At 71.9% G+C, this 13,897-nt stretch carries 8 protein-coding genes; 6 read left to right on the top strand and 2 right to left on the bottom strand.

The annotated features are described in order from the left end of the window. The first annotated feature begins 84 nt into the window (after nucleotides 1-84). From ACWD11_RS20795 to ACWD11_RS20780, 4 genes are read left to right on the top strand one after another with little or no spacing between them, the layout of a single operon-like run. Entirely contained in the window at nucleotides 85-2,271 is a 2,187-nt protein-coding gene (locus tag ACWD11_RS20795) for a 1,4-beta-glucanase (protein ID WP_389414691.1), read from the top strand. Then, nucleotides 2,268-4,238, top strand: a complete 1,971-nt coding sequence (locus ACWD11_RS20790; protein WP_451284655.1) for a beta-galactosidase — start codon at nucleotides 2,268-2,270, stop codon at nucleotides 4,236-4,238. Before ACWD11_RS20795 ends, ACWD11_RS20790 begins: the two co-directional genes overlap by 4 nt. Continuing rightward, the gene (locus ACWD11_RS20785) at nucleotides 4,235-6,424 is read left to right on the top strand and encodes a glycosyl hydrolase family 95 catalytic domain-containing protein (RefSeq protein ID WP_451284653.1); all 2,190 of its coding nucleotides are present in this window, start codon (nucleotides 4,235-4,237) and stop codon (nucleotides 6,422-6,424) included. The genes ACWD11_RS20790 and ACWD11_RS20785 overlap by 4 nt, the downstream gene beginning before the upstream one ends. 37 nt (nucleotides 6,425-6,461) lie before the next feature. Beyond that, nucleotides 6,462-7,181 (top strand): glycoside hydrolase family 12 protein, encoded by a 720-nt coding sequence (locus ACWD11_RS20780; RefSeq protein WP_389414688.1) that lies wholly within the window; start codon nucleotides 6,462-6,464, stop codon nucleotides 7,179-7,181. A 50-nt stretch (nucleotides 7,182-7,231) separates the two neighbouring features. Here the strand turns inward: ACWD11_RS20780 and ACWD11_RS20775 are convergent, their stop codons facing one another. Continuing rightward, nucleotides 7,232-9,274, bottom strand: a complete 2,043-nt coding sequence (locus ACWD11_RS20775) for a glycoside hydrolase family 31 protein (RefSeq protein WP_389414687.1) — start codon at nucleotides 9,272-9,274, stop codon at nucleotides 7,232-7,234. A 66-nt stretch (nucleotides 9,275-9,340) separates the two neighbouring features. Further along, nucleotides 9,341-10,348, bottom strand: a complete 1,008-nt coding sequence (locus tag ACWD11_RS20770) for a LacI family DNA-binding transcriptional regulator (RefSeq protein ID WP_389414686.1) — start codon at nucleotides 10,346-10,348, stop codon at nucleotides 9,341-9,343. A 275-nt stretch (nucleotides 10,349-10,623) separates the two neighbouring features. Here ACWD11_RS20770 and ACWD11_RS20765 point away from each other — a divergent pair, with 275 nt between their 5' ends. Together ACWD11_RS20765 and dxr are read left to right on the top strand one after the other, a co-directional pair. After that, nucleotides 10,624-12,555 carry an acyl-CoA dehydrogenase family protein gene (locus ACWD11_RS20765; RefSeq protein WP_451284650.1) on the top strand — a complete coding sequence of 644 codons (1,932 nt, stop codon included), beginning with the start codon at nucleotides 10,624-10,626 and terminating at the stop codon, nucleotides 12,553-12,555. 85 nt (nucleotides 12,556-12,640) lie between these two features. After that, nucleotides 12,641-13,897 carry a 1-deoxy-D-xylulose-5-phosphate reductoisomerase gene (dxr, locus tag ACWD11_RS20760; RefSeq protein WP_451284648.1) on the top strand — a complete coding sequence of 419 codons (1,257 nt, stop codon included), beginning with the start codon at nucleotides 12,641-12,643 and terminating at the stop codon, nucleotides 13,895-13,897.

The raw sequence follows: 13,897 nt of genomic DNA, 5'->3' as shown, positions 1-13,897 counted from the left end.
CCGCGGGTTCGTCGTGGCCGGTCGCGCGGTTCCCCGCGCCCCTGAGGTAGGTAATCCCGCCCTTCTCGACAAGCGAGGTATGTCATGCTCACGCCCCGCCTTGGCCGGCGAGCCGTTCTTGCCGGGACCGCGGCCGCCGCGCTCACCGCTGTCCCCGCGTTCCAGGCAAGCGCGCAGGCCGCCCCCACCGCCCCCGCCTACCGCTGGCGCAACGCCGTCATCGGCGGCACCGGCTTCATCACCGGTGTGCTCTTCCACCCCTCCGTGCGCGGCCTCGCCTACGCCCGTACCGACATCGGCGGCGCCTACCGCTGGGACGACCGCACCGCCCGCTGGACCCCGCTCCTCGATCACCTCGGGTGGGACGACTGGAACCTGCTCGGCGTCGAGGCCATGGCCGTCGATCCGGCCCACCCCGGCCGCCTCTACCTCGCCGTCGGCACCTACGCCCAGTCCTGGGCCTCCAACGGCGCCGTCCTGCGCTCCGACGACCGGGGCGCCACCTGGAGCCGTACCGACCTCGGCGTGAAGCTCGGGGCCAACGAGGACGGACGGGGCACCGGAGAGCGGCTGCTCGTCGATCCCCGCAACAGCGACACCCTCTGGCTCGGCACCCGGCACGACGGCCTGCTGAAGTCGACCGACCGCGGCGCCACCTGGGCCCCCGCCGGCGGCTTCCCCGCCACGCCCAGTGCCTCCGGGCAGGGCGTCACCCTGCTGGTCGCCGCAGGACGCAGCCTCTACGCCGGCTGGGGCGACTCCGACGGCACCGAGGCCAACCTCTACCGCACCTCCGACGGCACCACCTGGGAAGCCGTCCCCGGCCGGCCCTCCGGCACCGCCGCCAAGGTCCCGATCCGCGCCGCCTACGACCGCACCGGCCGGCACCTGTACCTGACGTACGCCGACGCGCCCGGCCCCAACGGGCAGTCCGACGGCAGCGTCCACCGGCTGTGCACCCTGGACGGCAGATGGAGCGACGTCACGCCGGTGGCACCCGGCGGTGACGACACCTTCGGGTACGGCGGCGTCGCCGTCGACGCCCGACGGCCCGGCACCGTCGTCGTCTCCACCAACAACCGGTGGGCGGCCGTCGACACCGTCTTCCGCAGCACCGACGGCGGACGCACCTGGACGTCCCTCAAGGACTCCGCGGTTCTCGACGTATCGGAAACCCCCTATCTGAAGTGGGGCGGAGACGCCCCCAAGTTCGGCTGGTGGATCCAGGCGCTCGCCCTCGACCCCTACGACTCCCGGCACCTCGTCTTCGGCACCGGCGCCACCCTGTACGGCACCCGGGACCTGAAGCACTGGGCCCCGCAGATCCGCGGCCTGGAGGAAGCCTCGGTGGTGCAGCTGGTGTCACCTCCGGTCGGGGAGGCACACCTGCTCAGCGGGTCCAGGGACATCGGCGTGATGTACCACGAGAAGCTCACCGCGTCCCCCTCGCGCGGCATGGCCACGAACCCCGTGTTCGGGTCGGCGACGGGACTCGCGCAGGCCGCGGCGAAGCCGGCGTACGTCGTCCGCACCGGCTGGGGCGACCACGGCAACGGCGCATATTCCGACGACGGCGGACGGACCTGGGCGCCCTTCGCGGGCTCGCCCGACCTCGCCAGGAACGCACCGGGACCGATCGCGACCAACGCCGACGGCACCGCCCTGCTCTGGGTCTTCGTGCACTGGGACGGCACCAGGCACCCCGCCTACCGCTCCGCGGACAACGGCTCCACCTGGACCGAGGTCCCCTCCTTCCCGAAGGGCGCCACGCCGGTCGCCGACCCGGCCGACCCGACGCTCTTCTACGCGTACGACACCGATACAGGAACGCTACTCGCCAGCACTGACAGTGGCCGCTCGTTCACCGCGCGTGCGACCGGGCTGCCCTCCGGCGACAGTCAGTTCAAGGTCGTCGCGGCGCCGGGCAGATCCGGCGACCTGTGGCTGAGCGCCAAGTGGAACGGGCTGTACCGGTCCACCGACGGCGGCGCGAGCTTCGCCGAGGTCGACAGCTGCTGGGCCTCGTACACCCTCGGCTTCGGCAAGGCCGCCGACGGCGCCGACTATCCGGCGGTCTACCAGGTCGGCTCCACGGAGGCGATCACCGCCGTGTACCGCTCCGACGACGCCGGCCGGAGCTGGGTCCGCATCAATGACGACCGGCACCAGTGGGGCTGGATCGGCGAGACCATCACCGGCGACCCGCGCGTGTACGGCCGGGTGTACCTGGCCACCAACGGCCGGGGCATCCAGTACGGGGAGCCCGCGTGAAGCCGTCCCTCGCCGACGTCACCCGGGGCCGCGTCCTCTTCGGCGGCGACTACAACCCCGAACAGTGGCCCGAGGAGACCTGGCCGGACGACATCCGGCTGATGCGCGACGCCGGCGTCAACTCCGTCACCCTCGGCGTCTTCTCCTGGGCCAAGCTCGAACCCCGCCCCGGAGCGAGGGAGTTCGGCTGGCTCGACCGCCTGATGGACCTGCTCCACGCGAGCGGCATCGGTGTCGTCCTCGCCACCCCCACCGCCTCGCCCCCGCCCTGGCTCGGCCGTCTGCACCCCGACACCCTCCCCGTCGACCAGGACGGCCGGACCGAGTGGTGGGGCGGCCGCCAGCACTTCTCCCACTCCAGCGCCACCTACCGCCGTCATGCCGCCGCCATCACCGAGGACCTGGCCGCCCGCTACGCCACCCACCCGGCCCTCACCATGTGGCACATCAACAACGAGTACTGCACCTACGACTGGAGCGAGGCGGCCGCCGCCCGCTTCCGCGGCTGGCTGCGGCGCAAGTACGGCAGCCTCGACGCCCTCAACACCGCCTGGGGCACCGCCTTCTGGAGCCAGGGCTACGACGACTGGGAGGAGATCCACACCCCCCGTCACGCCCACTATCTGAAGAACCCCGCCCAGGTCCTGGACTTCAAGCGGTTCACCTCCGACATGCTCCTGGAGTGCTGCCTCGCCGAGCGGGACATCGTCCGCCGGTACACCCCCCACCTCCCGGTCACCACCAACTTCATGCCGCTGTGGGCCGGGCAGGACGCCTGGCGCTGGGCCGAGGAGGAGGACGTCGTCTCCGTCGACCTCTACCCCGACCCCCGCGACCCCCTCGGCGCCCAGCACGGCGCCCTGGTGCAGGACATGACGCGCTCCCAGGCCCGCGGCCCCTGGATGCTGATGGAACAGGCCGCCGGGCCGGTGAACTGGCGGGGCGTCAACCACCCCAAGCCGCCCGGCCTCAACCGCCTGTGGTCCCTCCAGGCCGTGGCCCGGGGCGCGGACGCCGTCTGCTACTTCCAGTGGCGCCAGTCCCGGCAGGGCGCCGAGAAGTTCCACTCCGGCATGGTCGGCCACGCGGGCGAGCAGGGGCGGACGTACCAGGAGATCAAGCGGCTCGGCGCCGACCTCGCCCGGATCGCCGGTGAGGTGAGCGGCGGCCACAGCGACCACGACATCGCCGTGCTGCACGACTGGCACTCCTGGTGGGCCGGCGCCCACGAGGGCCGGCTCTCCACCGAGGTCGACTACGCCCAGATCCTCACCGCCTGGCACCGCGCCCTCTGGGAGGCCCACCTCACCACCGACTTCGCCCACCCCGAGCACGACCTGACCCGGTACCGGCTGGTCGTCGTGCCCCAGCTGTACGCCCTCACCGACACCGCGATCGACAACCTCCTCGGCTACGTCCGCCAGGGCGGCACCCTCGTCTCCGGCTTCCTCACCGGGGTCGCCGACGAGGACGACCGGGTGCGCCCCGGAGGCATGGACGCCCGGTTGCGCGAGCTGTTCGGCATCCGCACCCTGCACGAGTGGTGGCCGCTGGAGGCGGGGGAGAGCGTCGAGTGCGAGGGGTTCCGCGGCACGCTGTGGTCGGAGGAGATCGAGAAGAGCGACGACGCCCGGACCGTGGCCTCCTACCAGGGCGGTGAGCTCGACGGCCTGCCCGCGGTCCTGCGCACCGGCCGCGCCTGGTACCTCTCCACGCTCCCCGAACCGCCGGACCTGCGCGAGCTGTTGGAGCGGATCGGCGCCGAGGCGGGCGTCCGGCCCGTGCTCGACGGACTGCCCCCGCAGGTGGAGGCCGTCCGCCGGGGCGAGGTCCTGTTCGTGCTGAACCACGGCCGCGAACCGGTCACGGTGCAGGTCCCCGGCACCCACCGGGACCTCCTGACGGACACGACCGTCACGGACGAACTCACCCTCGGCCGGTACGCGGTGGCGGTGCTGAAGCCATGACCGTGCACGGCACGTGGGAGCCCGCCCCCGCCGCCCGCTGGGAGGACGCCTTCCTCAGCGGCAACGGCCACCACGGCGCCCTGGTGTTCGGCGATCCGGACGACGACCGTGTCATCGTCACCCAGCACACCCTGGTACGACCCAACGGCGGCGAAAGGGCCCGTCCCCCCGAGCTGGCGGCCGAACTCCCCGCGCTGCAGGACAGGTTGCTGGCAGGCGACACCACGGCCGCCGAGACCTTCACCGACGGCCGCCCCCTCCAGTGGGTGCAGCCCTTCCACCCCGCCTTCCGGATCCGGCTGCGCAGACCGCCCGCCGGCGCCCCCGGCTACCGCCGCTCCGTCGACTTCACCACCGGTGAGACCATCGCCGAGCGCGCCGACTGGTCCAGCCGCCTCTTCGTCTCCCGCACGGACGACGTGATCGTCCAGCACGTCACCACCGCCGGCCCCCGCCTCGACATCACCCTGGACCACCGCCTCCCCGGCGCCCCCGACGGCCTCGGCGTCGGCCAGGGCGCGCTGCTCACCCCCGAGGGCGCCCTGCTCAGCCTGCGCGCCCGCTACCCGGACAGCGACCGGGCGTACACCGGCATCACCCTCGTCGCCGTCACCCGCGGCACCTGCGTGCTCGTACCCCCCGGCGTGCGCGTCGAGGGCGCCGCCTCGGTCCTGCTGCTCACCCGGGTCCGCCGGCACACCGGCGCGCTGGACGTGATCGAGGAGGGCCGCGCCCTGCGCGCACTGCTGCCCGCCACCGAGCAGCCGTACGACGTCCTCCTCGCCCGTCATCTGCCCCGGCACCGCACCGCCTACCAGCGCGTCACCCTCGACCTGGACGGCGACCCGGCCGAGCGTGCCCTGCCCGGCTCGGAACTGCTCCGGCGGACCCGCGGTGCGGCCCTGCTGGAGCGGCTCTTCGCGGCCGGCCGCTACCACCTGCTGTCCAGCAGCGGTCTGCTGCCGCCCCGGCTCACCGGAGTGTGGACCGGCGACTGGAACACGGCCTGGTCGGGCGCCTTCACCACCGACGCCAACCTCAACCTCCAGACCGCCTCCGCCGTGGCCGCCTCGCTCCCCGAAGTCACGGCAGCCCACGCCGCGCTGATTGCCCGTCAGCTCCCGCACTGGCGTGAGAACGCCCGTGCCGTCTTCGGCACCCGAGGCGTCGTCGCGCCCGCCCACACCGACGGCGAGTCCGGGCACCTGTACCACTTCAGCCGCGAGTACCCCCTGCACCTGTGGACCGCGGGCGCCGACTGGCTGCTCAAACCACTCGTCGACCACGACGAGACGCGGGGCGAACGCGACCTCGGCACCGCGACCGCGCTCGCCGAAGTCGCCCGGTTCTACGAGGACTTCCTCACCCGCACCGACGACGAAGGCCACCTGGTGGTCGTCCCGTCCTACTCGCCGGAGAACCGGCCCGCGAACGCGAGCTGGGGCACCCTCAACGCGGCCATGGACCTCTCGGCCGCCCGGCACGCCCTGCGCGCCGCGGCCGAGTACCACCCCGAGCACGCCGACCGCTGGAGAGCACTCGCCGACCGGCTCCCCCCGCACCGCGTCAACGACCGGGGCGCCCTCGCCGAATGGGCCCGGCCCGGCCTGGAGGACAGCTACGACCACCGCCACCTCAGCCACCTCTACGGCGTCTGGCCCCTCGACGAGATCAACCCCTACGACACCCCGGACCTCGCGCGGGCCGCGCACCGCGCCCTCGAACTGCGCGGCGCCGAGAACGACTCCGCGCACGGCCATCTCCACCACGCCCTCGTCGCCGCCCGCCTGCGCGACGCGGACCGTGTCGCCCACGCCCTCGGCCAGGTCCTGGACGGCGACTTCTTCCACGCCTCCCTGATGAGCGCGCACTACCCGAACCGGGACGTCTACAACGCGGACGCCGCCCACACCCTGCCCGCGGTGCTGATCGAGGCGCTCGTCCAGTCGACCCCCCACCGGCTGGTCCTGCTGCCCGCGCTCCCACGGGCGTACCCGACGGGCCGGATCTCCGGCATCCGCACCCGGTTCGGCGCCGAACTCGACCTCGACTGGACCCCGCACGGAGCGAGCGCGATCCTCCGCCCCACCCGCACGCTCCGCGTCGAACTCAGGACTTCCACCGGCGCGAGACCGCTCGACCTCGTCGCCGGAGAAGACCACGTCCTCACCCCAGGGACGTGGTGACTCCCCGCACTTCCCCCCCACCCATGGAAGGGACACCATGGCATCAACCCGCACGCTCCGCCGTGTCACCCGGGCCCTCGTCGCCCCGGCGCTCGCCCTCGGCGCCACCGTCGGCCTCGCCTCCGCACCCGCCCACGCCGCCGTCTGGAACTCCTGCGACCAGTGGGGCAACACCACCCTGAACGGCTACACGCTCTACAACAACATCTGGGGCTCCGGCGCCGGCAGCCAGTGCGTCTGGGCCAACTCCGGTACCAACTGGGGCGTCTGGGCCAACCACCCCAACACCGGCGGCATCAAGTCGTACCCGAACGCGAAGAAGGTGGTCAACAAGCCGATTTCCTCGATCGCGTCGCTGACCAGCAGCTACAACGTCACGGTCCCCGCGTCCGGCGCCTACAACACGTCGTACGACATCTGGGACACCGACTACGACTACGAGATCATGCTGTGGGTCAACCACCACGGCCCGGTCGGCCCGCTCGGCAGCTCCCAGGGCTCGGTCACGCTCGGCGGCCACACCTGGAACGTCTACAAGGGCAACAACGGCGCCAACGAGGTCTTCTCGTTCCTGCGCACCTCGGACTCCAACGCCGGCACCGTGAACATCAAGCCGATCCTCACCTGGATCGCGGGCACCAAGGGCTGGATGTCCGCCAACGAGACGATCGGGGACGTCCAGTTCGGCTACGAGATCACCTCGTCCTCCGGCGGCCTGGACTTCGTCACCAACAACCTGACCATCAGCAGCAGTTGACGGTCTGAGCGTGCGGCCGGTCCCGCGGATAGCGGGACCGGCCGCATCCGTCATTCCGCGATCGGCAGCTCGGCCCCGTCCCGCAGGAACAGCGGGATGCGGTCCAGCGGGGCGTCGACCGTCACGGCCGCGCCGCCCTGGTACGTCTGACCCGTCCACGCGTCCGTCCAGACCGCGCCCGCCGGCAGATGCACCGTCCGGGCGGTGGCCCCCGCCGTCAGCACCGGCGCCACCAGCAGGTCCCGGCCGAAGAGATAGGCGTCGTCCACCGACCAGGCGGCCGGGTCCCGCGGGAACTCCAGGAACAGCGGCCGCATCACGGGCAGCCCTTCCTCGTGCGCCTCGCGCATGACCTTCAGTACGTACGGCTTCAGTCGCTCGCGCAGCCGCAGATACCGCTCCAGGATCGCGCCGGCCTCCTCGCCGTACGACCAGACCTCGTTGGGACCGCCCGTCATGTCCGGGCCCAGCGGCATACCCGGGTCGCGGAAGCCGTGCAGCCGCATCAGCGGGGACAGCGCGCCGAACTGGAACCAGCGGACCATGACCTCCCGGTACGCCGGGTCCTGCGGGTCGCCGCCGTGGAAGCCGCCGATGTCGGTGTTCCACCAGGGGATACCGGCCAGCGCGGTGTTGAGACCGGCCGCGATCTGGCGGCGCAGGGTCGGGAAGTCGGTGCCGATGTCACCGGACCACAGGGCGGCGCCGTAGCGCTGACTGCCCGCCCAGGCCGAGCGGTTGAGGGTGATGATGTCGGACTCGCCCTCGGCGCTGAGCCCCTCGTGGAAGGTGCGGGAGTTCTCCGCCGGGTAGAGGTTGCCGACCTCCAGGCCGGGCCCCGCCCAGTACCGCAGGTTCTCCTGGAAGCCCGGCTTCAGCTCCGGCTCGCAGGCGTCCAGCCAGAAGGCCGTGATGCCGTACGGGCGCAGGTAGTTGTCGCGGATCCGCGACCACACGAACTCCCGGGCCTCCGGGTTGGTGGCGTCGTAGAAGGAGACCTGGACGGTCGAGGCGACCTCCTTGTCCGGCCAGTCGGCGTGCGCCATCGGGCCGTACTGGGTGCCGATGAACCAGCCGCGCTGCTCCATCACCGGGTGGTTCTCCGACAGCGGGGACACCGACGGCCAGACGCTCACCACCAACGTGACGCCCAGCTCCTCGAGTTCGCGGACCATCGCCGCGGGGTCCGGCCACTCCGCGGGGTCGAACTTCCACTCGCCGAGGTGCGTCCAGTGGAAGAAGTCGCAGACGATGGCGTCCAGGGGCAGGCCCCGCCGCTTGTACTCCCGTGCCACGGCGAGGAGTTCGTCCTGGGTGCGGTAGCGCAGCTTGCACTGCCAGAACCCGGCCGCCCACTCGGGCAGCATCGGCGTCCGGCCGGTCACCGCGCTGTAGCGGCGCTGGGCGTCGGCCGGGTCGCCCGCGGTGATCCAGTAGTCGATCTGCCGGGCCGAGTCCGCGACCCAGCGGGTGCCGTTGTGGGCCAGCTCCACCCGGCCGATCGCCGGGTTGTTCCACAGCAGGGTGTAGCCGCGGCTGGAGGTGAGCACCGGGATGCCGACCTCGGCATTGCGCTGCACCAGGTCCAGGACCAGGCCCTTCTGGTCGAGCCGGCCGTGCTGGTGCTGGCCGAGGCCGTAGAGCTTCTCGTCGTCGTAGGCGGCGAAGCGCTGCTCCAGACGGTGGTGGCCGTTGCCCACGGCCGTGTACAGCCGCGGACCCGGCCACCAGAAGTGGGCGCGCTCCTCGGCGAGCAGTTCGGCGCCGTCGCCGGTGCGCAGGAAGCGGACCATGCCCTCGGCGTCGACCTCCACGGTGAGCGCCCCGACCGTCAGCCGCCCCCGCCCGCCCTCGATCTTCACCGTGGACGGCGTCGCGGGAGCCTCGTCCAGCAGCGCGCCCGGCAGACCGGCCAGCACCGGCCCGCCCAGCCGGGCCCGCACCCGCACCGCGTCCGGACCCCACGGCTCGACGCGTACGGTCTCCTGACGGCCGCTCCACTCCAGCGCGCCGTCCCGCTCGCGGAACGTGCCGACGGTGGGGGAGGACTGCGCCAGGCTGATCTTCGCTTGGCTTTCGGCAGGCTGATTCACGAGGCGTACTCCTGAACGATGACAGGGGGAAGCCGCCCCCGCAGGGGCCGCACGGGGACGTACAGGTCAGGAAGCGGCCGGACCCGAGCTCGCCCGGACCGTCAACTCGGGGGCGATGAGCACGACCTCGTCCTCGCCCCGCCCGTCCAGCTTGGCCACCAGATGCTCCACGGCCTGCCGGCCCATCTCCTGCGCGGGAATGGACACCGACGTCAGCCGCACCGAGGCCTGGACGGCGACCTGGTCGGGGCAGATCGCGACCACCGACACGTCCTCCGGCACGGCCCGGCCCTGCTGGCGCAGCAGCGCGAGCAGCGGCTCCACCGCCGACTCGTTCTGCACGACGAAGCCCGTGGTGCCCGGACGCTCGTCGAAGACGCGGGCCAGGGTCACGGCCATCGCGTCGTAACCGCCCTCGCACGGCCGGTGCAGCAGCCGGGCGCCCAACTCCTGGGCGCGCGAGCGCAGTCCGTCGAGGGTGCGCTCGGCGAACCCGGTGTGCCGTTCATAGACCGCGGGCGCCTCGCCGATGACAGCGATGTCGCGGTGCCCGAACTTCGCCAGATGCTCCACGCACAGCGCGCCGGTCGCCCGGAAGTCCAGATCGACGCAGGTCAGCCCGGAGGTGTCGGCGGGCAGTCCGATCAGCACGGACGGCTGGTCGGTGTCGCGGAGCAACGGCAGCCGCTCGTCGTCGAGTTCGACGTCCATCAGGATCATCGCGTCGGCGAGGCCGCTGCCGGTGACCCGGCGCACCGCGTCCGGGCCCTCCTCGCCGGTGAGCAGCAGGACGTCGTAGCCGTGCGTGCGCGCGGTGGTGGCCACCGCGATGGCGATTTCCATCATCACCGGCACATACATGTCGGTGCGCAGGGGGATCATCAGCGCGATGATGTTCGACCGGCTGCTGGCCAGCGCCCGGGCGCCCGCGTTCGGGTGGTAGCCGAGCTCGCGGATGCTCTGCTCGACCCGGTGCCGGGTGGTCGCGGAGATGGACCGCTTGCCGCTGAGGACATAGCTCACCGTGCTCGCCGAGACTCCGGCGTGCTGGGCGACCTCGGCGAGGGTGACCATCCAGCTCTCCAAGCTTTGTGAAGCGCTTCGACAGTGCGCACGGTGAATACGGGCGGGTGAGGGTGGTTCGACAGTAGCTCCACCGGGGGTGGGTGTCCATAGGCTGTCGAAGCGCTTCGACAGCGATTTTGCCCGGGAGCGATTCTCGGCTGAACGGCCGCACACAGGGTGGCCACCTCGCCCCGCATCGGGTACATACGATCGGGTAGCACCCGTCAGTAACTCTCGGTCCGGAAGATCCGGAAAAGATCCCTATGCGCGGCGAGGTGAGCGTCATGTCCGCTCCAACGACCAAGCCCACAGTCACCGAACGTGAGGCCCGCCAGGTGGCGGAGGCGGCCCGTGAGCAGGACTGGCGCAAGCCCAGCTTCGCCAGGGAACTGTTCCTCGGCCGCTTCCGCCTCGACCTCATCCACCCCCACCCCATGCCGACCGACGAGGCCGCCCAGCGCGGCGAGGAGTTCCTCGCCAAGCTCCGCGACTTCGTCGAGACCAAGGTCGACGGTGCCCTCATCGAGCGCGAGTCCCGCATCCCCGACGAGGTCGTGGGCGGCCTCAAGGAGATCGGCGCCTTCGGCATGAAGATCGACACCAAGTACGGCGGCCTCGGCCTCACCCAGGTCTACTACAACAAGGCCCTCGCCCTGGCCGGCTCCGCCTCGCCCGCGATCGGCGTGCTGCTCTCGGCCCACCAGTCGATCGGCGTGCCCCAGCCGCTAAAACTGTTCGGTACGGACGAGCAGAAGGAACGGTTCCTGCCGCGCTGCGCCCGCACCGACATCTCGGCGTTCCTGCTCACCGAGCCGGACGTCGGCTCCGACCCGGCCCGGCTCGCCGCCTCCGCCGTACCGGACGGGGACGACTACGTCCTCGACGGAGTGAAGCTGTGGACCACCAACGGAGTGGTCGCCGACCTGCTCGTCGTCATGGCCCGGGTGCCGAAGTCCGACGGGCACAAGGGCGGCATCACGGCCTTCGTCGTGGAGACCAACTCACCCGGCATCACCGTCGAGCACCGCAACGCCTTCATGGGCCTGCGCGGCATCGAGAACGGCGTCACCCGCTTCCACCAGGTCCGGGTCCCCGCCGCCAACCGCATCGGCCCCGAGGGCGCCGGCCTCAAGATCGCGCTGACCACCCTCAACACCGGGCGGCTGTCGCTGCCCGCGTCCTGCGTGGCCGCCGGCAAGTGGTGCCTGAAGATCGCGCGGGAGTGGTCGGCGGCCCGCGAGCAGTGGGGCAAGCCGATCGCCCGGCACGAAGCGGTCGGCGCCAAGATCTCCTTCATCGCGGCCACCACCTTCGCCCTGGAGGCCGTGCTCGACCTGGCCTCGCAGATGGCCGACGAGGACCGCAACGACATCCGCATCGAAGGCGCCCTGGCCAAGCTGTACGCCTCCGAGATGGGCTGGCTGATGGCCGACGAGCTCGTCCAGATCCGCGGCGGACGCGGCTTCGAGACGGCCGAGTCGCTCCGGGCCCGCGGCGAGCGGGCGGTCCCCGCCGAGCAGGTCCTGCGCGATCTGCGCATCAACCGCATCTTCGAGGGCTCGACGGAGATCATGCATCTGCTCATCGCCCGCGAGGCCGTCGACGCCCACCTCTCGGTCGCCGGTGACCTCATCGACCCCGACAAGTCCCTCCAGGACAAGGCCAAGGCGGGCGCGAACGCGGGCGTCTTCTACGCCAAGTGGCTCCCGAAACTGGTCGCCGGGCAGGGACAGCTCCCCTACTCGTACGGCGAGTTCAAGCGCGAGGTGGACCTCTCCGCCCACCTGCGGTACATCGAACGCACCTCCCGCAAGCTGGCCCGCTCCACCTTCTACGCCATGTCCCGCTGGCAGGGCCGGATGGAGTCCAAGCAGGGCTTCCTCGCCCGGATCGTCGACATCGGTGCAGAACTGTTCGCGATGAGCGCGGTCTGCGTACGCGCCGAGCACCTGCGCTCCCGCGGCGAGAACGGCCGGGAGGCCTACCACCTCGCCGACGCCTTCTGCCGCCAGTCCCGCATCCGCACCGAGGAGCTCTTCGGCCGGCTGTGGAGCAACACCGACGACGTCGACCGCAAGGTCGTCAAGGGCGTCATGTCCGGTACCTACGCATGGCTGGAGCAGGGCATCGTCGACCCCTCGGGCGACGGCCCCTGGATCGCCGACGCCCTCCCGGGCCCGAGCGAACGGGAGAACGTCCACCGCCCGATCCGCTGACCGGCCGTCGACCGGGCGTTCCCCTCCGCCCCCGTGAGGGGGACGCCCTGTCCTCCCACGCCGTGCTTGCGGCAACAATGGAGGGATGAGCGACTCTCCAGCCCCCCTCGCCGACCCGCACCTGGTGTACGACCCCGTCGCGGGAGACGGCCCGAAGGACGTGGTGATCCTCGGCTCCACCGGGTCGATCGGCACCCAGGCCATCGACCTGGTGCTGCGCCACCCCGACCGCTTCCGGGTCACCGCGCTCTCCGCCAACGGCGGCCGCGTCGCCCTCCTCGCCGAGCAGGCCCACCGGCTGAAGGCCCGCACGGTCGCCGTCGCCCGCGAGGACGCCGTACCGGAGCTGCGCGAGGCCCTCCGCGCGCGGTACGGCGCCGGCGAGCCGCTGCCCGAGATCCTCGCCGGACCGGAGGCCGCCACCGAGGCCGCCGCCTCCGACTGCCACACCGTCCTGAACGGCATCACCGGCTCGATCGGCCTGGCCCCGACCCTCGCCGCCCTGGAAGCGGGCCGCACCCTCGCGCTCGCCAACAAGGAGTCGCTCATCGTCGGCGGCCCGCTGGTCAAGGCGCTCGCCAAGCCGGGCCAGATCATCCCGGTCGACTCCGAGCACGCGGCGCTGTTCCAGGCGCTGGCCTCCGGCACGCGCGCGGACGTACGCAAGCTCGTCGTCACCGCGTCCGGCGGCCCCTTCCGCGGCCGCACGAAGCAGGAACTGGCGAGCGTCACCGTCGAGGACGCCCTCGCCCATCCCACCTGGGCCATGGGCCCGGTGATCACGATCAACTCCGCGACCCTCGTCAACAAGGGCCTGGAAGTCATCGAGGCACACCTTCTCTACGACATTCCCTTCGACCGCATTGAGGTCGTCGTGCACCCCCAGTCGTATGTTCACTCGATGGTCGAGTTCACCGACGGATCCACGATCGCCCAGGCGACGCCCCCCGACATGCGCGGGCCGATCGCCATCGGTCTGGGCTGGCCCGAGCGCGTCCCCGGCGCGGCGCCCGCCTTCGACTGGAGCAGGGCCTCGACGTGGGAGTTCTTCCCGCTCGACAACGACGCGTTCCCGTCGGTGAACCTCGCCCGGCACGTCGGTGAGCTCGCGGGCACGGCCCCGGCGGTGTTCAATGCCGCCAACGAGGAGTGCGTGGAGGCCTTCCGGGCCGGCGCGCTGCCGTTCGACGGCATCATGGAGACCGTGACCCGGGTGGTCCAGGAGCACGGCACCCCCGTGACGGGAACCTCACTCACCGTCGCGGACGTCCTCGAAGCGGAGGCCTGGGCGCGCACCCGGGCCAGGGAACTGGCGGCACAGACGGCGGAGGCCCGTGCATGA

The organism is Streptomyces sp. NPDC002776 (genome assembly GCF_053592195.1).
This window is presented reverse-complemented; position numbering and strand designations above follow the sequence as displayed.